Below are 20120 nucleotides of genomic sequence, written 5' to 3' on the forward strand. Positions count from 1 at the left end.
TTCCTGGTTGTGGCCATAATGTAGACGCGTGGGACAAGTAATCGAGGGCATCGCGGTCATCGCAGTCATTATGGCTGTTGGATGGATCGCGCGCGCAACGAAGATCCTCAAGACCGATGCTACTGGACACATCACTGACCTGGTGTATTGGATCGCCGCGCCCGCACTGCTGTTCTCCACGATCGCATCAGCTGATCTTGATGTCGTCATCGGCCGTCCCCTCGTCGTGGCAGCAGCAAGCGGTGTCGTCACCGCCAGCGTGTTCGCTCTGATCGCTCGCCTGACGATGCGGCCGGCGGTTGGCGATCTTACGGTCGGCGCAATGTCGTCCTCGTTGAACAACGCGGCCTACGTCGGCATCCCGATCGCGATTTACGTACTGGGGTCAGCGGTTCACGGAGTGCCGATCATGGTGTTTCAGCTGGGCTTCTTCACCCCGATGTTCTTCGTCCTCATCGACCTGTGTACGCCGGGTATCACGCTGTCGATTTTGACCATCGTGCGCTCCGTGGTGACCAACCCGATGGTGATCGCGGCGTTCCTCGGATTCCTGTGCGCAGCGGTGAGCCTGGATGTGCCGCCACTGATCGCCAACGCGACCGAGATGATCGGGCAGTCCGCGCCGGCGCTGGTCCTGATTAGTTTTGGCGCTTCCTTGGTGGGGCAGCGCCTGACTGTGCGATCCCAGGACGGGCACATGGTGATACTCGCCAGCTGCTTCAAACTCATGGTTCAGCCGGCGTGCGCGTTCGGAGCAGGACTGCTGCTGGGCATGGACGGGCACGCGCTGTTGGCAGTAACGGTGATGGGCGCGATGCCCACCGCGCAAAATGCCTTCATCGCCTCAGCGCGGGCAGGCGTCGGCAATCACATCGCGCAGGGCACTGTGCTGATTACCACGATCATGTCACTGCCGGTGACTGTGCTGATCGCCTGGCTCTTTCACCTTGCGGCTCTGGTCTAGGCAGATCACGACAGCGCGGCAGCGACCGCCAGACGCAGCGTCGTCTCAAACTGTGTTTCACGTTCCTGCGCCGTCATATCCGACGACGAGTCAAGCAGGTGATCCGAACACGTCAACACGGTCAGTGCCTCTCGGCCGCACTCTGCCGCCACGCCATACATCGCGGCAGCTTCCATATCCACGCCCAACACACCATAGTCCGCCAGGCGTTGTGTCTGACCGTCGGGCGCGAAGTAGAAGTGGTCACGCGAAATAATCGTTCCCACGTGAACAGTGTCGTCTTCGGTTGCGGCCTCGACGGCGGCTCGCGCCAGGTTGAACGAGGCGACCGCACTGAAATTGACACCGGGAATGCGCAGCTGATTCATTGCGGAATCCGTGTGTGCACCGATCGCGACGATCGTGTCGCCCACATGAACTTTCGGTGAGATTCCGCCGCACGTGCCGACGCGGATCACGCGCTGAACGTCGAAGAACTTCATCAGTTCGGTGACGTAGATCGTTGCGGAAGGCTGACCCATTCCCGATCCCATCACCGACAGTGGCTGACCGTCAACAGTGCCGGTGAAGCCCAGCATGCCGCGCACATCAGTGACCAGGCGTGGTGAGTCCAAAATTGTTTCAGCAATACGCTGGGCACGCTTCGGGTCACCCGGCATCAGGACTGCGGGGGCGAAATCACCTGGCTCAGCTGCAATGTGTGGGGTCGACATGGGCCTTCCTTCGTTCTCGTCTGGCGCGAGACCATCCGATATGCGGATACTTCTTCACCGCGCGCTGACAATACTCTAGCGTGAGCTTCATCCCGCAAGTGATGGAGTGACGAAAATGAGCTCACAACAAACCAAACCGCGTCGCGAAACGTGGTCCGGTCAAACAGCGTTCCTTATCTCAGCCATTGGTTCAGCTATCGGCCTGGGGAACATCTGGCGTTTTCCAGGCGTGGCCTACGCCAACGGTGGTGGCGCATTCCTGGTGCCGTACCTCGTCTCACTCGTCTGCGTCGGTATCCCGATCCTCTTTCTTGACTACGCGATCGGTCATAAACTGCGTGGCTCACCGCCGTGGGCGCTGCGCCGCATGACAGCCGGCGGAGAATTCCTCGGCTGGTTTCAGGTCGGCGTCTGCTTCGTCATCTTCATTTACTACGCAGCGGTGGTTGCCTGGGCGGCCAGCTATGCGTGGCACTCCATCACCCTGGCATGGGGAGATGACTCGCAGACCTTCTTCCTCGAAACGTTCCTCCAACTCGACGGATCAGATTCAGTGTCATGGACACCCGTCCTGTCAGTGTTGGTCCCCCTGGCCGTGATCTGGCTGTTCGTCCTGTTCATCGTGGGACGCGGACTGACCAAGGGCGTGGAACTGGCGAACCGTATTTTCCTGCCGTTACTGGTCATCCTGTTCGTGGTGATGGTGGTGCGCGCACTGTTCCTGCCTGGCGCCATGGAAGGACTTAACGCTTTCTTCACCCCGCAATGGGATCAGCTGACGAATCCGCATGTGTGGCTGGCAGCGTTTGCACAGATTTTCTACTCGCTGTCAGTGGGCTTCGGCATCATGGCGACCTACGCCTCCTATCTCAAGCCCAAGTCAAACCTGACCGGAACCGGCCTTGTTGCAGGTTTTGCCAACTCATCCTTCGAGCTGCTCGCCGGCATCGGCGTATTCGCCGCCCTCGGCTTCATGGCACATGCTCAACAGGTTGGCGTGAACGAACTAGAAGGCCTTACCGGCCCGATCCTGTCGTTCGTGACCTTCCCGCAGATTATCTCGATGATGCCGGGCGGCCCCATCTTCGGCGTCCTGTTCTTCACGTCCCTGACGCTGGCAGGAATCACCTCGCTGCTGTCACTGTTGCAGGTTGTTTCCGGCTCCATCCAGGACAAGTTCGGAGTCACCCCGCGTAAGGCTGCGATGATTATGGGCGTGCCTGCGATGGTGCTGTCGCTGGGACTGTTCGGTGTGCGCTCGGGGCTGAATGTCCTCGACGTCATCGACACCTTCGTCAACAACATCGGCGTGGTTGCCTCCGCCATGGCGCTGTGCCTGCTTTCCGCGTTCGCCGGTCCGCGCCTGAAGGGACTGCGTGCGCACCTCAACTCGGTCTCATCGATCCGAGTTCCCGCTTTTTGGGACCTCGTCGTGGGTGTGATCAGCCCGATCGTCCTGGGCTTCATGCTTATCAGCGCACTCATCGACTATGTGATGCACGGATATGACGGGCATGCTACCTCCTTTGTCGGCATGTTCGGCTGGGGAATGCTGCTGGCAATCATCGTCTTCGCCGTTATCATGACGGTGATCAAGTGGCATCACTCCCTCGACTCGCGCGCGAAAGGACTGGAACAATGACAGCGAGCGCACTCATCTTGATGGTCATCTCGATCCTGCTCGTGTGGGGAGGCCTCGTCGCCTCGACCGTCGCACTCAAGACCCTCAAGCAGCCTGGCGTTGACGACACTATTGAGGAGTCCGTGGAGTGAAACTGGCAGCTTTCGATCTGGACGATACGTTAGCCCCCTCGAAATCTCCGCTCCCACCCCTGATGGACGAGCGCCTGTGTACGCTCCTCGACGTTGCCGACGTGTGCATCATCTCCGGAGGACACATCGGTCAATTTCGCACACAGGTCCTGGCGCACCTGCACGCTGACGATGCGCAGCTTGAACGCCTGCACCTGATGCCAACGTGTGGAACCCGCTACTTCAGGTATCGTGACCAGCAGTGGCACCAGATCTACGCGATGGATCTGAGCGCAGACGAGCGCCAGCGGGCCATCGACTCCCTGACCCGGCACGCACACGACCTGGGAATTTGGGAAAGCCACACCTGGGGAGACATTATTGAAGATCGAGGCTCGCAGATCACCTTCTCTGCCCTGGGGCAGGAAGCACCCCTGGAGGCCAAGCGCGCATGGGACCCGGACGGAACGAAGAAAGCCGCACTGGCTGAGCGGGTCGCCCGCGACGTTCCTGAACTGTCGGTACGCGGTGGCGGGTCCACATCCGTCGATATCACCCGACAGGGTGTTGACAAGGCGTTCGGCATGCGCCACCTGGTCGAGGCGACACGTATCGCCGCCAGCGACATAGTGTTTGTCGGGGACAGGCTTGATGAGGGTGGCAACGACTACCCGGTGAAAGCCGCAGGATTCACGACGATCCCAGTGTCAGGATGGGAGCAGTGTGCTGAGGTGATCGCGCAGCTAATTGAGTGCGCGGGTCGCCCAGAAGAACACTGCTGACGCAGCAGCCACATTCAGCGAATCCACTCCGCCGGCCATCGGGATACGCACCGTCAGATCTGTCTGCTCAATGGTGCGGCGCGACAATCCGTCGCCTTCAGTACCGAAGAGCAATGCCACCTTCTTGTCCGGAGGGTTCGCCACGAACTCATCGAGACTCAGTGAGTCATCACTGAGTGCGCAGGCGACCGTGCAGTAGCCCGCCTCGCGCAGCACGTCAACGGCTGGCCAGGTATCCAGCCGAGTCCACGGCACCTGAAAGACCGTGCCCATGGAGACACGGACGGAGCGCCGATACAGCGGATCACAGCAGCGAGGTGTGACGATGACAGCGTCAACACCCAGAGCAGCTGCAGAACGGAAGATTGCACCGACATTCGTGTGATCAACCAGGTCTTCCAGCACAGCGATCCGGCGCGAACGTGCCAAGAGGTCCGACACGTCCGGCAGCTCGGGACGCTGCATAGCGGCAAGAGCCCCGCGATGCAGGTGAAATCCGGTGATGTGTTCGAGCACCTCTTCGGAGGCGATATACACGGGCACGTCACCACCGTCAACACTGCCTGTCGAGGATGCCAGCAGATGCTCCATCTGCTCGAGCCAGCGCGGCGCCATGAGGAATGAGCGCGGGTGATGCCCCGTCTCAAGTGCCCGCATGATCACATTGTGTGATTCCGCCATGTACAGTCCGCGTTCCACTTCCATGCTCGAACGCAGCTTGACGTCCGTCATGTACGTGTAGTCAGCAAGCGCACCGTCCGGTACGGCTGCTTCCACGTCTTCCAGGCTCTGACATGCGGTTAAATCGATGATCACACCCGCCATTATGCTCCATCGTTTATCCACAGCGCACCGTGGGTACCCTCGTCAATCCACAAAGACCAGGCGCGTGCTGGCACAGGTCGATCCTCATGCGGTGAACTGCACGCACCGACACAGAAGGAGGACGTCATGCTGACCGAGCAGACGAAGGTAGAGGGAATGTATGGGCCTACAGGGTGGCTCGACACGAGTGGCATCACAGTTCTTTTGGCTCCTTACATGGAGCTGGATGATCACGATTATTGTCGCTTCACTATGGTTGGTGGGGACGATGCTCGCGAGCTGAGGAGCCTGCTGAGTGCAGAAAACCTGCAGTGTTCGCAAAATGGAGGGCCGACGGTTGAAGCCGCGCTCGATGCTGCGATCACTTTCCCTCAGGAGGTGTACGTGAGCGGTTATGTCATTCGCCAGCCGCGACGAGACGAACGAGTCAGTGTCGATGCGCTCGTGATACGTCACTCATTACCGGACGGTGTGACGCGAGCCTGGCCCTATCTGCGCGACAGATACGCGCTGCATTGTCTGGCACCCGACGAATGCGACCGCATCTTGCTGGATGATCCGGTCGGGCGTCTGGCGTGGTGGTTATGGTGGGACTAGAGACGCTAGGCTAGATCCATGTCCGTCTACTCATGGCTTTTTCGCAGCGTCATCCACCGCACTGATCCTGAACGTGCCCACCATGCAGGCCTTAACGCCGTTGCGTGGGCAGGACGACACGGCTTAATCCGCGCACTGATGCGCGCCACCATCGGATACTGGGATCCGCATGCACGCTCCATGCTGCTGTGGCCCACGCGCTCGCTGCCGACAATCGGTGAGCGCACCGTGCACGGACGCCTGGGTCTTGCAGCCGGAATGGACAAAGACGCACGCGCCATTGAGGGCATGTGCGCACTGGGATTCGGATTCGTCGAGATTGGGACGATCACACCCCGACCGCAGCCAGGGAACGACCAGCCACGCCTGTGGCGCCTCATGGACCAGGCCGGCCTGCGCAACCGGATGGGATTCAATAACGAGGGTGTCGACCAGGCTGTTGCGCAGCTACGTGAGCTGCGATCCACCCGTCACGGCAGGCGCTGTATCGTCGGGGCGAATATCGGAAAGAACAAGGTCACTCCACCTGACCAGGCGCCTCGTGACTACGAGATCTGTGCCCAGAAAGTCGCGCCGTGGGTGGACTTCATTGTCGTCAACGTGTCCTCACCCAACACTCCGGGACTGCGGGACCTGCAGGCTGTCGATCAGCTTCGCCCCATCCTGGAGGCTGCGCGACGGGGAGCCGATGCGGCGCAGCAGCGCCGTCACGTGCCGCTGCTGGTGAAAATCGCGCCCGACCTGAGCGATGACGACATCATCGAGGTGTGCTCCATGAGCCGGGACATGAAACTGGACGGGATAGTGGCCACCAATACGACGATCAATCACGAGTGGGGAGAAGGTGGCGTTTCAGGAGCCCCGCTGTTCCCGCGTGCTCTCGATGTGGTGTCTCTGGTTGCTGAGCACCTGGATGACCATCAGCTTCTGATCGGCACGGGCGGGATCTTCACCGCATCTCAGGCTCAGGCCATGCTGGATGCCGGTGCCGACCTCGTTGAAGCATTCAGCGCATTCGTCTTCGAAGGGCCGACGTGGCCGGGCGCGATGAACCGCGCCCTGACCCTGAACTAGTCTTTCTGTTTCTTCGACCCCTTCGGGAACTCACCGCGTCCCACCTGAGGAGCCGGCGAGCGCCAGCGGCGTGCCATCAGCATGCGTGAAAATGCGTAGAACCACGAGCCGCGCGGGATCACCTTGTCAGGGAAGCGCTCGCGGATACGACGTTTGAGGATCTGCCAGACGATGACGCCCTCAATAATGCAGAGCAGCAACGCGCCGTAGAAGAAGATGAACATCACCATCATGACGACGGGGAGCTGACCGTTGGTCTGCTGCGCCGGTGCGATGAAGGAAAATGCCAGCGACAATGCGATGAAAACCAGCATCACCGGCATCATGAACTCGCAGATCGACCAACGGGCATCCAGGTAGTCGCGGATGAAACGACGGATAGGGCCACGATGCTGGGGCGGCATATAGCGCTCGTCTCCCGTCGTCATCGCTTCCTGTTCACGGCGGAAACGCTCATCACGCTTCTCTTTGGCCTGTCGGCGGGCTTCCTTACGGTCAGCCGGCACCAGCGGACGATTCCTGCGCGCCTCAGCCTGTCGGCGCGTCGGCGTCGGACGGCCCTTCTTTGCGCTCGCTTCATGCGTCGGCTCGTCGACGGGAGCGGCTGTCGTTGACTCTTCTGAAGATTTCTTACGGAATAACACACCTTTAGGGTAGTTGATTGAGACCCACAAGCCGAACTACTAAACTCAGTGATATGACTACCACTACTCATGATGACCTCACGCCCTCAGTCCAGGAGCTGCGTGAACGTGTCGATCAGCATTTCGACGAGCTGCTCGACGAACTCAAGACACTCGTATCCATTCCGTCAGTTTCCTCCCTTCCGGAGCATCAGGACGACGTGCAGAAATCAGCTGAACACGTCAGCAAGCTCTTCAACGATCTTGGCCTGGAGACTGAGATTCTACGTGCCGACTCGCCTTTCGGCGGACAGGGTGAGCCAGCCATTGTTGGACACACCCCCGTCATCGAGGGAGCGCCCACCGTCCTGCTGTATGCACACCACGATGTTCAGCCCACTGGTGAACTCGACCGCTGGGACGGTGACCCGTTCGACGCCACCGTTAAGGGGGACAGGCTCTATGGCCGCGGCGCATCCGATGATGGCGCCGGCGTGATCGTCCACCTGGGCGCTCTGCGCACCCTTGCCGATGATCTGGGCCTGAACGTGCGTGTCTTCATCGAAGGTGAAGAGGAGCTTGGTTCCCCCTCGTTCGAAAACTTTCTGACGACCCACGCTGACAAGCTGGACGCTGACGTCATTGTGGTTGCTGACGGTGACAACTGGAAACCGGGGATTCCCGCGATGACTGCGTCACTGCGTGGCAACGCCGTGGTGACCGTGGACGTGCGCGTACTCGAGCACGCTGTCCACTCCGGCGCATTCGGCGGTCCGATCATGGATGCTGTCACAATCGCTGCGCGCATGATTGCGACCTTGCACGACGAGGACGGCAACGTGATTGTCGAGGGCCTCAAAGCCACCGACACGTCCGATATAGACTGGCCTGAAGACGAGTATCGTGAGGCTGCTGGCGTCCTTGATGGAGTGACGCTTGCCGGATCGGGTGACCTGGCGGCGCGCGTGTGGACAAAGCCATCTATCAACGTTATTGGCATGGACGTTCGCTCTGTTGCGGAATCATCCAATACGATCGCCCCGCACGCACGTTTCCGCCTGTCGATGCGCGTGGCCCCCAACCAGGCCCCGGCCGAGGCTCGAGACAAGCTGATCGAGCATCTCAAGGCGCATGTTCCGTTCGGCGCTGCCATCGACATTTCAGTGGAAAAGTGCTCACCGGGATTCCTGGCCGACCTTGATTCCGAACCTGCCCGCGATCTGCACTGGGCGCTGGACACCGCGTGGGACACTGACGCGGTGAATAAGGGTGTGGGCGGATCAATCCCGTTCATCTCCCACTTCAAGAAGCACTTCCCGCAAGCAGAGGTCCTTGTGACGGGCGTGGAAGACCCCTTCACGAATGCCCACTCCGAAAACGAGTCGCAGAGCATCCCCGACCTGAAGGCCGCGATCCTGGCAGAAGCGCTCCTGCTGGCCCGCACTGCCAAGCGCGCACGCAGGTAGTGCGCGTCCTTATCGTCGGACACTGGTTCGCCCCGCGCGCCCTCCCAGCACTGGAAGCGGTCGCGCGGGGTATTCAGCGTGTGCGCGACGCGGCATGTGAGCCGATCGTGTTCGGACCCGGCCCGTTTGTCACATCCGATCGCCTCATCGTTCGTGTCCCAGATTCCGCGACGAGTACACGCGACGCAGGCCGGGAACTTCGCCGCCTCCTCGACCAGGGCGATACTCCCGTGCTCGAAGGTGGTCATACCTCCTGCACAGACGGGGGAAGCGAATTTCTCAGTGCCATCACCTCGCTGCCTGTCGACACGTACGAGCAGATGGAACAGGCATTGCACTGCGCGCAATCGGACCGCAGGCTACGCGAGGTGGTCGCGCTCGCCTCGACCAGGCGCAGCTTGCTCGGCTTTACCTCGGTACTGTCGACACACGCAGACGGGACGGCTCGTCATGACCAGAACCTGGGTTTATCGAGCCGCCTGACACGCCTGTTTGCCACACATCGGGATACAACGGACGTGTCACGTCTGGAAGGCAGTGGCGCGGCAGGAGGAGCGGCCGGCATGCTCGCCCTGTGTGGTGGGAGCATCGTGCCCACAGGCGAGGCCCTGGCCAGAACCCTCAATCTTGACCATCGCATGGAGCAGGCGGATCTGGTCGTCATCCTTGAGCCCTACGCGCACGACCCACTGCTGCATGATACCCTCATCGACACTCTGACCGACCATGCTGGTTGCCATGCGTTGCCAGTCGTCCTCGTGTGCGAATCGACGACACTGTCAGCACCGGAAAAAGCGCAGTGGGGGATCCACGGGATAATTGACACGCATCCTGGAGCACTCATGCCGACCTGTATCGCTGAGAACGAACAGGATGATTACGAGGTGCTTGAAGCTGCTGGAATGCGCATGGCGCGCACGTGGATACCCGGCGTGGAAAACACCACGATATGAACACGGTCATGGCGCGTTGCCCATGAGCGTCGTAGGCTGGATCTACGAGTACTGAAATGATGAGGAGCAACATGTCTGACGTTGAGACACAAACCCCGGCCCACGAAGTGACCTTGACTGACGCGGCTGCCGCGAAAGTTAAGAGCCTGCTGGACCAGGAAGGCCGCGACGACCTGCGTCTGCGCATCGCCGTTCAGCCAGGGGGCTGCTCGGGTCTGATCTACCAGCTTTACTTTGACGATCGCCTGCTTGACGGCGATGCCATCCGTGACTTCGAAGGAGTCGAAGTTGTCGTCGATCGTATGAGCGTTCCCTACCTTGCCGGAGCCTCCATCGACTTTTCAGACACGATCGAACGCCAGGGATTCACGATCGACAACCCCAATGCGCGTAACACCTGCGCATGCGGAGAATCCTTCCACTAAACCATTTCCCACCTCAAACAAAGGTCCTGTACGTGAAATTTCAGCGAATCACGGCGGTTGTCGCTGCCCTCTTTCTGGCCGCAACGATGAGCGCATGCTCGTCCGGCGACTCCTCACAGTCCGGTCAATCAGGCCAGGCAGCAAGCCAATCCGGTGATGAGAACCGTCCTGCTCCCTCCGATGAGCCAAAAGTTGACCGCTCAGGCACGCAGACGATTCCCGAGGTGAAAGGTGATTTTGGGGAAGAACCTGTTATTACCCCGAGCACCGGATCCGAACCCGTCGACTCCATCATTGCGACAACACTTGTGCAAGGTGACGGCCGCGAAGTTCAACCCACCGATGCCGTGCAGGTGGCATACAAGGGTGTTCTGTGGGACGGAACGGAATTTGACTCCACCTTCAAAGAAGGCGGGAAGCCCATTGCGTTCTCACTGGATCGCGTGATTGTCGGATGGAAAGCCGGACTGACAGGTCAACACGTGGGGGACCGGGTCGAATTGGTCATCCCATGGCAGTGGGCATACGGGGAGCAAGGACAGGCTTCGATTCCGCCCAAGTCAACTCTGACCTTTGTCGTTGATATTCACAATGCGGTCGACACCGCCGATGTGGACCAGCTCAAGAGCGCCACGCCTACAGACGCAGCGTTGCCCGACGGTGTCACCGTGGAAGGTGACTTGGGAACTGCTCCGAAACTGACGCTGGCCGAAGGCGCGAACCCCGAACCAGGAACGTACCTCATTTCCGAGGGAACAGGTCCTGAACTGACCAAGGACAATTACGCTGTCCTGCGTGCCGTTGAAGCAGTGGTGGGCGTGCAGAATGAAGGACAGACGCAGATGTGGGACGTCCCGAACCTTGCACCGGTCGCCAAGCTGGTGCAGCTGGAAGGTCACAAAGTCGGATCACGACTCATGGTCGTCATCGATATGGCCGATCCGCGTCCGACCTCGGATCAATCACAGTCAGGCGAGGTTCAGATGCTGCGCGACGTGGCCATTTTTGATCTGGCTGGATCGCTCTGACCTGTAAACAGATAGAATGACTCGAAGTCGACTTCCGTGACTAAGGAGCTATCGTGACCGAACAGAATGTGAACGTCCTTGTCTTCAGTGATGATGTGGATACCCGAAAAGCAGTCATAACGGGGGCGGGCGTGCGTCCCGGTCGAGACACTCCCACCGTCACATACGTTGAAGCTGCCACCGCTTTCGGAGCCGTTGAAGCAGTCAAAGATACTGAGTTTGCGGCGTTGATCCTTGACGGTGAGACCGAAAAAGAAGGCGGTATGGCTGTCGCCAAACGCCTGCTGACCACCATGGATAATGTTCCACCCATCATTATGATCACGGCACGCCAGCAAGATGACTGGCTGGCGCAATGGTCCGGTGCAGCGGCCACCGTTCCTGAGCCAATTGATCCCATCGTGCTGCAGGAAACTCTGGCACGCCTCCTTCAGGAGTGATTTGCATGGAGTGGACTGACATTATTGAACGCCTCCTTGCCGGTGAGGACCTGAGCTACGAACAGACATATGCGGTCATGGACCGTGTGATGACGGGCGAACTGGGCGACGTGAAACTCGCTGCTTTCCTGACGGCACTATCGGCTAAAGGTCCCTACGTCAGTGAGATCCGCGGTCTGGCTGACGGCATGCAGGATCACGCCGAACCTGTCGATGTTCCCACCGATGTGCTCGACATTGTCGGCACGGGCGGTGATGGGGCACATACGGTGAACATCTCCACCATGTCAGCGATTGTCCTCGCCGCTGCTGGAGTGCCCCTGGTCAAACACGGTAACCGCGCGTCAACCTCGTCGTGCGGATCAGCTGACGTGATCGAAGAACTGGGAATCAAGATCGACCTGTCGCCCAGCGGTGTGGCTCAGGTGTTCGACGAACTGGGAATTACCTTCCTGTTCGCCAACAAGTTCCACCCGTCAATGCGTTTTGCCGCAACTGTGCGCCGCGCTCTTGGCTTCCCAACAGCGTTCAATATCCTCGGTCCGCTGACCAACCCTGCCAAGCCTGAAACATCTGCGATTGGTGTTGCCAACGAAAGTCACGCACCGCTCATGGCAGGAGTGTTCGCTCAGCGCGGCCAGTCGGCTCTTGTGTTCCGCGGAAAGAATCATGGCCTGGATGAGCTCAGCTCAATTGAGCCTGCTCAGATCTGGGCAGTGCACGACGGTGAAATCACCTTCAGCGAAATCGATCCCGTCGCAGAGTTCGGCATGAAGCGTGGAACGCTTGAAGACCTGCGCGGTGGCAAAGCCGATGAGAACGCGAAAGTGGTCTACCGCATCATGGACGGAGAAGAAAGCCCGATCCGTGACGCCGTGCTGCTCAACGTCGCAGCCGGACTGGCAGCATTCGGACGTCACGATGGCGTCGGCCCGACCCACGGCTCACTGACCGACCGTATGCGCACCGGTATCGATATGGCGCGCGAGACGATCGACAGTGGTAAGGCAGCTGATCTGCTCAAGCGGTGGATCGAGGTCTCCAAGACGGCCTCACTCAAGGCCTAGGTGGAACGCCTCTTCAAGGTCCTGGGATGCGAATGAGCGGAACGCGATATGCGTACGCATCTGAGTGACACCCGGGACCTTTCCCAGCTGATCTGACACGACCTCGGCAAGGTCTTCGTACTCGCGGACCTTGACGAGGGCGACCAGGTCGATATCACCGGTCACTGAATACACATCACTGACGCCATCCAGGTCAGCAAGCGCCTGTGCAACCTCGGGAATTTTGTCGATCTCAGCGTTGACAAGAACAATTGCGGTCAGCATGGTCATCCTCTCCTGTAGGTTCCTAGTTCATTGTGGTCTCTGGACGTCTGGCCTGTCCAACGGCGCGGATGAGCGTGTCGCGTCGAAGCGGTGACGTCCACGTTGAACCGAGCGGCACGACCCCATCCCATTCAATCAGGCGTGCTCCCGGCCTGGTCAGATCGCGGTACAGCACTCGCGTCTCCTCCCACGTCGTTCCCGCAAGAAACACGTCTGGGCGAGCGGGGACATCCTCGTCATGGAGCATCTCCACCCACGGCAACGGTGACGTACCCGGCGGCGAGACCGCGACGCGTACCAGGCGCCCGAACGAAGTCAGCGCGATCTCCCACCCGCCTTCACTGCGATGGTGCGCCCATACGGCCCGCCGAGCCAGCCCGAGCGCCCGGACAATTCTCTGCTGCTCAATGCCGCGAATATACGTTCCGAGCAGGGTGCGCAGACGTGCAGCACGCTCAAAATGCTCATCGCCTGCAGCCTGATTCATCTGCTCATTCAACGCGTCGATGACGCTGCACTCGTCACAATCCATCGTGTCGGCACCTGCCTGTTGGAGTGCGTCGATCGCCTCACGTGCAGATGCGTGCGTCGAATACGGTCCGAGGGCGTCGAGGGCTTCGTGCGATTCAATCACCGGCACGCATTCAAAACGATCGTGGCGCCGTACCACCCAGTGCGTGGCTTTTTGACGGCGCGAAGCGGAGTTGAACAGGGGAGACAGGGTGCGGATCAGACGCAGTTCCTCCACGCGTGCCTCAAGTTCAGTAGACGTGGACTGAGCCTCCACGCCGGTGGCGACCGCCAGCATTCGTCGGACCTTCCGGCGCGTCTCAGTTGCCGTGAAGTAGGTGCGTACGCGTGAGCGGATATTGCGGGCAGAGCCGACGTACAGCGTTCCGCCGGCATCATCGACGAAACGGTAGGTGCCCGGTGTTTGCGGCAGAGAATCAGCGAGTGTGGATTTTTGACGTGTGCGTGGGGGAACGGGGCGCCCGAGTGTGACCAGATCCTCCACTGTTGATGCGCCGGACTTGCTGACCAGGTCGCACAAACCGTGGAATACCTGCACGGTCGCCAGTACGTCGCCGAGTGCGCGATGCGCGTCGTAGTCGCTGACACCAAAATGCGCAGCAAGGGTTCCCAGCTTGTGGTTGCTGATCATGGGGCGGGGGAGTGCGAGGCGTGCCAGAGCCAGGGTGTCAACGATGCGGATGCGCGGCCACGTCATGTCACACGCATTGGCGGCGCGGCGCAGGAAGCCGACGTCGAAACGTGCGTTGTGGGCGACAATGATGGGCTGCTCGTCAAAATCTGCCCACTGGTGAAACTGTGGATAGACGTCTGTTATCAGTGGGCACTGCGCCACCGACTCATCGCTGATGCCGGTCAGAGCAGTGATGGATGCTGGGATGGGCTGGTCTGGATTGACCAGGGTGTGAAACTGGTCGGTGATGCGCCGACCGTGCACTTTGACAGCGCCGATTTCTGTGATGGCGCTGCGCGTCCCGATGCCGGTAGTCTCTAAGTCAACGACGATCCACGTTGCCTCATCCAGCGGCGTGCCCAGCTGGTCGAGGCCAACCTGGACTCCAACGGGAACAGCTTCAGCCAAACGGCGTGCAACCGGGGAGTGAGGATGAAGGTCGACCTCGCCATGGCCATCTTGAGCCGGATGAGTCGAAATCGTCATACAGTGGATCCTAGTCGGTTGATTGCCCATCGCAGATGCCAGGAGGATTCGTGGCTTTCTATCAGACATTGAAATTTGCCGGTGGTCCGATTCTTCGCACCGCATACAAACCGTGGATTCGCGGAGAGGAGAATATCCCCAGCGAGGGGCCCGCGATTTTGGCGTCTAACCACAACGCTGTGTGGGATTCAGTGTTTCTGCCGCTCATGATTGACCGCGAAGTGGTGTTCATGGGGAAGGCTGACTACTTTACCGGCACCGGTTTCAAAGGATGGGCTACCAAGGAGTTCATGCGCGCAGTCGGCACGATCCCAGTTGACCGCTCTGGTGGGCGAGCGTCGGAAGCCGCGCTGCAGGCCGGTGTGGACCGCCTGAAGGAAGGGGAACTGTTCGGTATATATCCCGAGGGGACCCGCAGCCCTGACGGGCGTCTTTACCGCGGTAAGACAGGTGTGGCCCGTTTAACACTGATTTCCGGGGCGCCGGTCATCCCAGTGGCCATGATCGGCACGCACGATGCGCAACCCATTGGGCAGCGGATCCCCTCGCGTGAAGACATCGGAATGGTCATTGGTGAGCCGCTCGACTTTTCGCGTTACCGCGGACTTGACCGAGACCGCTACGTTCTGCGCGCTATCACCGATGAAATCATGTACAACATCATGCTGCTGTCGGGCCAGGAATACGTCGACATGTACGCAGCCGACCGGAAAGCGCAGCTCGCGCAGGAGGGGAATTTTGATGGGCCTGTGCCCTCGAACGGTCGGACAGGTCCGGGCGGGCGCAAGGCTCCCGACGTGTCTGTGCCGAAACGCCCAGAGGATTCATCTGACGATCCCGTAGACTAGAGACGTTCAGTTTTCATCGTCTGAAAGGTGTTTGTGCCATGTCGGTTCGTCGAGTAGCTTTGCTCACTGCTGGTGGTTTTGCCCCGTGCCTGTCGTCGGCTGTTGGTGGGCTCATCCAGCGTTATACCGATATTGATCCGTCCATTGAAATCATCGCGTACCAGCACGGCTACCACGGGCTGCTGACTGGCAACTACGTTGTCGTCGACGAGGAGGCCCGCAGGAAGGCCGGCATCCTTCACCGTTTCGGCGGTTCACCGATCGGCAACTCGCGCGTCAAGTTGACCAATGCGAAGAACCTGGTCGAGCGTGGCCTGGTCAAGGAAGGCGACGACCCGCTTCAGGTTGCGGCCGAGCAGCTGCGCAAGGACCATGTTGACGTTCTGCACACCATTGGCGGTGACGACACGAACACGACCGCCGCCGATCTGGCACAGTATCTGCACGATCACGACTACGACTTGACGGTTGTCGGCCTGCCGAAGACCATCGACAACGACGTGGTTCCGATCCGTCAGTCACTGGGCGCCTGGACCGCCGCTGAGCAGGCCTCGGTCTTCGCACAGAACATCATCGGTGAGAACCGAGTGGGACCACGCATGCTGATCATCCACGAGGTCATGGGCCGTAACTGCGGATGGCTGACAGCAGCCGCTTCACGCAAGTACACCGAGTGGCTCGACCAGCAGGAATGGGTGCCGTCGCTGGGACTGAGCAAGGAACACTGGTCAATCCACGCGATCTTCGTTCCTGAAATGGCAATCGACCTTGACGAGGAGGCCGACCGCCTGCGCGCCATCATGGACAAGCAGGGCAATGTCAATATCTTCCTGTCTGAAGGTGCCGGCGTGCGTGAAATCGTCGCTGAAATGGAAGAACGTGGCGAAGAAGTGGCGCGCGACCCGTTCGGTCATGTGCGCCTTGACGAAATCAACCCCGGACAGTGGTTCGCCAAGCAGTTTGCTGACCGACTGGGAGCTGAGAAGGTCATGGTACAAAAGTCCGGATACTTCTCACGTTCAGCTCGCGCAAACCAGGACGACCTGCGTCTGATCCAGTCGATGACAGACCTTGCCGTCGAGTGCGCACTGCGCGGCGAATCCGGCGTGATCGGTCACGATGAGGAAAACGACGATCGTCTGTGCGCCATCGCCTTCCCGCGCATCAAGGGTGGCAAGCCCTTCGATATCTCCCAGCAGTGGTTCGTTGATCTGATGGATCGTATCGGACAGCCACTGACGCCGACGCAGAAGTAAGTATGCGACAGCCTGAAGAGCTCGAACCGGTTGCTGGAGGGTGGAATACGTGGAGACAGTATCCCTCCCTCCAGCAACCGCACTATCCAGATGAACACGCGCTGCGCGCGGTGACCGCTGAACTGCGCAGTCGCCCGCCCCTCGTCTTTGCTGGCGAGGTGGATGACCTGCGTGACGAACTGGCCGCTGCCGGACGCGGCGAAGCTTTTGTGCTCACTGGTGGTGACTGCGCGGAAACCTTCGCAGAATCCACTGCTGATCACCTTCGCCTCAAGATCCAGACGATCCTGCAGATGGCCGTTGTCCTGACGTATGGAGCCTCGCTGCCGGTCATTAAAATTGGCCGTATCGCAGGGCAGTACGCCAAGCCTCGTTCATCGGATATCGAAAAACGCGGTGACGTGACCCTGCCGTCGTATCGCGGCGATGCGGTGAACTCGTTTGAATTCACCGAGGAGGCGCGCACACCCGACCCCGGTCGACTGCTGGGCACCTACCAGCATGCTGCCGCCACGTTCAACCTGATTCGCGCCTTCACGAAAGGTGGCTACGCTGATCTGCGCTTGGTCCACCACTGGAACCGCGGCTTCACGTCCAACCCGGCGTATGCGCGCTACGAATCTCTGGCCTCGGAGATCCATCGCGCCGTGAAGTTCATGGAGGCAGCCGGAGCTGACTTCGAGTCGCTGCGACAGGTCGACCTGTTCTCCTCCCACGAAGCGTTGCTGCTCGAATATGAAGCAGCGATGACGCGCGTAGATTCACGAACCGGCGACCTGTACGACACGTCCGGCCACTTCCTGTGGGTGGGGGAGCGCACGCGAGACCCGCAAGGCGCGCACGTGGAGCTGCTCTCACATGTGCGCAATCCTCTGGGGGTGAAGCTGGGGCCGACTACAACCCCTGAAGAGGCCATTGCACTGATCGACCGCCTCAATCCTGACGGCGAACCTGGACGATTGACGTTCATCGCCCGCATGGGGTCGAAACATATTCGCGATGCGCTTCCACCTCTTGTGGAAGCGGTGAAAGCTGATGGCCGTCCGGTGATCTGGACAACCGACCCGATGCACGGTAACACGATCACGTCCTCAACAGGCCTGAAGACCCGCCAGTTCGAAACGATCATGGACGAGGTACGCGGGTTCTTCGAGGTTCACGACGCCGCCGGAACAGTTCCCGGCGGCATCCATGTGGAGCTCACCGGTGATGACGTCACTGAAATTATCGGCGGCTCCGAGCATCTGGATGAACAGTCCCTCAAGGACCGCTACGAAACCCTGGTTGATCCGCGCCTCAACCACCAGCAATCGCTGGAAATGGCGTTCCAGGTGGCTGAACTGCTGCGCTAGACAACGGTGATCGTGACAGTCGATCCCTTCGGGATCATCTGTCCGCTCCCGGGGTCGGTGGAGCGCACGGTGCCGAAAATGCCGCCGAGGATCTTGTTGACCTCCACTTTGAACCCGGCATCGCGCAGCGTCTTTTCAGCCTGATCGAGCTGCTTGCCCACCAGGTCGGGAACCTCGACCAGTTCGGGACCTTCCGAGACAACAAATGACAGCGTGTCACCGCGCAGCAATGTCGATCCGGCCTCAGCTGACTGAGAAATGATCTGGCCTTCGGGCACGGCGTCCGAATGTTGCGATGTGGATTCAGCAGCCAGGCCCGCTTCTTCAACGGCAGCGCGCGCCTCCTCGCCAGTCATTCCCGCTAGGTCTGGAACCGTGATCGGCTCACGACCTTTCGACACGACGAAATCAACCGCCGTGTCGTGGCGCACCTGTGCGGCAGCCTCCTCTGATTGTGAGATCACCTGTCCCTTGGCAACGGAATCTGAGTATTCCTCGCTCACTGTCCCTGCGGCCAATCCGGCGTTGGTCAGTGCCCCACGAGCCTGGTCCGCACTCAGGCCTACCAGTTGCGGCACAGCGCGCATATCCACACCTTTGGAAACGACGAGGGAGACCTCGCCGTCCTTATGGATCTGCGACCCGCTGGCCGGATCGGATCGAATGATCAACCCGTTCTTGACGTCATCTGAAAATTCTTCACTGAGCGTGGACGATAATCCCAGAGCTTCGAGTTCTGACTGAACGGCTTTGACGGCGCGGCCGTCAGTTTGCGGCATCGTCAGATAGGATCCTGGCCCGTACTGGCTCCACCACCACCAGCCGCCGCCCGATCCGACGATCAGCAGCACGGCCAGCAGAGCGATGACGGTTTTCAAACGCGAACGCGACTTCTTGTGTGGCCGGTCGGTACGCGGCAGCGATCCCGATGCTTTGACGACGGTTTGTGACGAGGGCGTGAGGACGCCGCCAGGTAGCGCTGTCGTGACCGCGTGGAACTCGATGGGTGCCGTGGGCTGGCCGGACTGCACCGGCTGGACATCGGCGCGACGCTCGGCAAGATCGGACGGCAGGGAGGCGCGCACCCGTGCCACCAGTTCCAGTGCGTCGCGCGCATCCCGGGGACGTTCTGCCGGGTCGCGGGCAGCGAGCGTAGCGACCAGTTCATCGATCTCGGTAGGAAGCCACGAACACTCTTCAGATGGGGAGGGAACATCCTCGTTGACATGGGAGTACGCCATTTTCATGGCGGGCGCGCCATCCCAGGGCACGTGGCCCACGACCATCTCGTAAAGCATCATGCCAACGGAGTAGATGTCGGTGCGCGCATCGGTGTGACCGGTGGTTGCAATTTCAGGAGCCATGTAGGCGACGGTGCCGAGCATGGAACCAGTGGTGGACATCGATACTTCGGATGCCGCACGTGCCAGGCCGAAGTCTGTGACGCGCACGTGCGAGTCCTCAGAGATGAGGACGTTTTCCGGTTTCATGTCGCGGTGGACAACGCCGACACGATGCGCGGCGTGCAGAGCATCAAGGATTTCCTGCGTGTAGCGCAGTGCCTGCGAGAGAGTGAAGGCGCCCTGCGAGGTGAGCAGCGTGCGTAGATTCGGACCGCTCACGAGTTCCATGACGAGGAATCCCTGCCCGTGCACGATGCCCTGGTCAAAAACGGAGACAACGCCGGGATGAATGATGCGTGCAGCGGCGCGGGCTTCGCGTCTGAAGCGGGCGACGAAGTCGGCGGACTCTGCCAGGTGCGGATGCATGACTTTCAGGGCGATGGGCCGGTCCAGTCGCTCATCGTGCGCGATGTAAACAGTTGCCATCCCGCCGCGCGCAAGTTTGCGGTCGATGCGGTAGCGCTGGTCGACGAGCATCCCGATGAGCGGGTCAGTCACTGTTTCGTGGGTATCAGAAGATGGCGCGTCAGGTTCTGACGACGCTTTCTCATCTGTGTTTCTGGTACTCACGTCTTGGATTGTACGGGATGCGGGCTAC

The 20120-nt window shown here is 60.1% G+C and carries 21 protein-coding genes; 15 read left to right on the forward strand and 6 right to left on the reverse strand.

Going from position 1 to position 20120, the window contains the following annotated elements; genetic code table 11:
* The first annotated feature begins 28 nt into the window (after positions 1 to 28).
* Positions 29 to 964, forward strand: coding sequence for an AEC family transporter (locus HMPREF2975_RS06340; protein ID WP_117394359.1), 936 nt, complete (start codon positions 29 to 31; stop codon positions 962 to 964).
* A 5-nt stretch (positions 965 to 969) separates the two neighbouring features.
* On the opposite strand, the gene deoD is transcribed toward HMPREF2975_RS06340, so the two are convergent.
* Positions 970 to 1677 carry a purine-nucleoside phosphorylase gene (gene deoD / locus HMPREF2975_RS06345; protein WP_070726542.1) on the reverse strand — a complete coding sequence of 236 codons (708 nt, stop codon included), beginning with the start codon at positions 1675 to 1677 and terminating at the stop codon, positions 970 to 972.
* Between the two features lie 115 nt (positions 1678 to 1792).
* Here deoD and HMPREF2975_RS06350 point away from each other — a divergent pair, with 115 nt between their 5' ends.
* The 3 genes from HMPREF2975_RS06350 to HMPREF2975_RS06355 are packed head-to-tail and all read left to right on the forward strand — an operon-like array spanning position 1793 to position 4211.
* Positions 1793 to 3319, forward strand: a complete 1527-nt coding sequence (locus HMPREF2975_RS06350) for a sodium-dependent transporter (protein WP_070726544.1) — start codon at positions 1793 to 1795, stop codon at positions 3317 to 3319.
* The gene (locus tag HMPREF2975_RS12290) at positions 3316 to 3450 is read left to right on the forward strand and encodes a methionine/alanine import family NSS transporter small subunit (RefSeq protein WP_117394360.1); all 135 of its coding nucleotides are present in this window, start codon (positions 3316 to 3318) and stop codon (positions 3448 to 3450) included. Before HMPREF2975_RS06350 ends, HMPREF2975_RS12290 begins: the two co-directional genes overlap by 4 nt.
* Complete coding sequence (locus HMPREF2975_RS06355) at positions 3447 to 4211, forward strand: HAD-IIB family hydrolase (RefSeq protein ID WP_058236546.1); 765 nt, start codon at positions 3447 to 3449, stop codon at positions 4209 to 4211. The genes HMPREF2975_RS12290 and HMPREF2975_RS06355 overlap by 4 nt, the downstream gene beginning before the upstream one ends.
* Here HMPREF2975_RS06355 and HMPREF2975_RS06360 read toward each other — a convergent pair.
* Entirely contained in the window at positions 4173 to 5027 is an 855-nt protein-coding gene (locus HMPREF2975_RS06360; RefSeq protein ID WP_070726759.1) for a TrmH family RNA methyltransferase, read from the reverse strand. The two genes, HMPREF2975_RS06355 and HMPREF2975_RS06360, sit on opposite strands and share 39 nt — an antisense overlap.
* 135 nt (positions 5028 to 5162) lie before the next feature.
* Between HMPREF2975_RS06360 and HMPREF2975_RS06365 the strand changes: the two genes are divergently transcribed.
* On the forward strand, positions 5163 to 5633 hold the full coding sequence (locus HMPREF2975_RS06365) for a hypothetical protein (protein WP_070726545.1): 471 nt from the start codon (positions 5163 to 5165) through the stop codon (positions 5631 to 5633).
* Positions 5634 to 5651: 18 nt separating this feature from the next.
* On the forward strand, positions 5652 to 6707 hold the full coding sequence (locus HMPREF2975_RS06370; RefSeq protein ID WP_070726547.1) for a quinone-dependent dihydroorotate dehydrogenase: 1056 nt from the start codon (positions 5652 to 5654) through the stop codon (positions 6705 to 6707).
* Here the strand turns inward: HMPREF2975_RS06370 and HMPREF2975_RS06375 are convergent.
* Complete coding sequence (locus HMPREF2975_RS06375; RefSeq protein WP_070726549.1) at positions 6704 to 7381, reverse strand: DUF3043 domain-containing protein; 678 nt, start codon at positions 7379 to 7381, stop codon at positions 6704 to 6706. The two genes, HMPREF2975_RS06370 and HMPREF2975_RS06375, sit on opposite strands and share 4 nt — an antisense overlap.
* Before the next feature lie 23 nt (positions 7382 to 7404).
* On the opposite strand from HMPREF2975_RS06375, the gene HMPREF2975_RS06380 reads away from it, so the two are divergent.
* The 6 genes from HMPREF2975_RS06380 (at position 7405) to trpD (ending at position 12709) form a co-directional block, all read left to right on the forward strand.
* Positions 7405 to 8796: a M20/M25/M40 family metallo-hydrolase gene (locus tag HMPREF2975_RS06380; protein ID WP_193600007.1), complete on the forward strand. Its 1392-nt coding sequence runs from the start codon at positions 7405 to 7407 to the stop codon at positions 8794 to 8796.
* Entirely contained in the window at positions 8796 to 9749 is a 954-nt protein-coding gene (locus tag HMPREF2975_RS06385; RefSeq protein WP_070726551.1) for a glycerate kinase, read from the forward strand. The genes HMPREF2975_RS06380 and HMPREF2975_RS06385 overlap by 1 nt, the downstream gene beginning before the upstream one ends.
* Positions 9750 to 9820: 71 nt before the next feature.
* Positions 9821 to 10174: an iron-sulfur cluster insertion protein ErpA gene (gene erpA, locus HMPREF2975_RS06390; protein ID WP_058236551.1), complete on the forward strand. Its 354-nt coding sequence runs from the start codon at positions 9821 to 9823 to the stop codon at positions 10172 to 10174.
* Between the two features lie 32 nt (positions 10175 to 10206).
* Positions 10207 to 11202 (forward strand): FKBP-type peptidyl-prolyl cis-trans isomerase, encoded by a 996-nt coding sequence (locus tag HMPREF2975_RS06395; RefSeq protein ID WP_193600008.1) that lies wholly within the window; start codon positions 10207 to 10209, stop codon positions 11200 to 11202.
* Positions 11203 to 11255: 53 nt separating this feature from the next.
* Positions 11256 to 11642, forward strand: coding sequence for a DNA-binding transcriptional response regulator (locus HMPREF2975_RS06400; RefSeq protein WP_058236553.1), 387 nt, complete (start codon positions 11256 to 11258; stop codon positions 11640 to 11642).
* A 5-nt stretch (positions 11643 to 11647) separates the two neighbouring features.
* Positions 11648 to 12709, forward strand: a complete 1062-nt coding sequence (trpD, locus tag HMPREF2975_RS06405) for an anthranilate phosphoribosyltransferase (protein WP_070726553.1) — start codon at positions 11648 to 11650, stop codon at positions 12707 to 12709.
* On the opposite strand, the gene HMPREF2975_RS06410 is transcribed toward trpD, so the two are convergent.
* Positions 12695 to 12973: an Lrp/AsnC family transcriptional regulator gene (locus HMPREF2975_RS06410; protein ID WP_058236881.1), complete on the reverse strand. Its 279-nt coding sequence runs from the start codon at positions 12971 to 12973 to the stop codon at positions 12695 to 12697. The two genes, trpD and HMPREF2975_RS06410, sit on opposite strands and share 15 nt — an antisense overlap.
* A gap of 22 nt (positions 12974 to 12995) precedes the next feature.
* Positions 12996 to 14663: an exonuclease domain-containing protein gene (locus tag HMPREF2975_RS06415; RefSeq protein ID WP_058236555.1), complete on the reverse strand. Its 1668-nt coding sequence runs from the start codon at positions 14661 to 14663 to the stop codon at positions 12996 to 12998.
* A gap of 50 nt (positions 14664 to 14713) precedes the next feature.
* Here HMPREF2975_RS06415 and HMPREF2975_RS06420 point away from each other — a divergent pair, with 50 nt between their 5' ends.
* Genes HMPREF2975_RS06420 through HMPREF2975_RS06430 form a run of 3 tightly spaced genes read left to right on the forward strand, consistent with a single transcriptional unit; the run spans position 14714 to position 18119 of the window.
* Positions 14714 to 15511, forward strand: coding sequence for a lysophospholipid acyltransferase family protein (locus HMPREF2975_RS06420; RefSeq protein ID WP_058236556.1), 798 nt, complete (start codon positions 14714 to 14716; stop codon positions 15509 to 15511).
* 38 nt (positions 15512 to 15549) lie between these two features.
* Positions 15550 to 16767, forward strand: a complete 1218-nt coding sequence (locus HMPREF2975_RS06425) for a pyrophosphate--fructose-6-phosphate 1-phosphotransferase (RefSeq protein WP_070726555.1) — start codon at positions 15550 to 15552, stop codon at positions 16765 to 16767.
* A 2-nt stretch (positions 16768 to 16769) separates the two neighbouring features.
* On the forward strand, positions 16770 to 18119 hold the full coding sequence (locus tag HMPREF2975_RS06430) for a class II 3-deoxy-7-phosphoheptulonate synthase (protein WP_074026158.1): 1350 nt from the start codon (positions 16770 to 16772) through the stop codon (positions 18117 to 18119).
* Here HMPREF2975_RS06430 and pknB read toward each other — a convergent pair.
* Positions 18116 to 20092, reverse strand: a complete 1977-nt coding sequence (gene pknB / locus HMPREF2975_RS06435) for a Stk1 family PASTA domain-containing Ser/Thr kinase (protein WP_307781415.1) — start codon at positions 20090 to 20092, stop codon at positions 18116 to 18118. The two genes, HMPREF2975_RS06430 and pknB, sit on opposite strands and share 4 nt — an antisense overlap.
* Positions 20093 to 20120: the final 28 nt, after the last annotated feature.

The sequence above is a fragment of the Actinomyces sp. HMSC065F12 genome, assembly GCF_001814535.1.
Taxonomy (GTDB): domain Bacteria; phylum Actinomycetota; class Actinomycetes; order Actinomycetales; family Actinomycetaceae; genus Pauljensenia; species Pauljensenia radingae_A.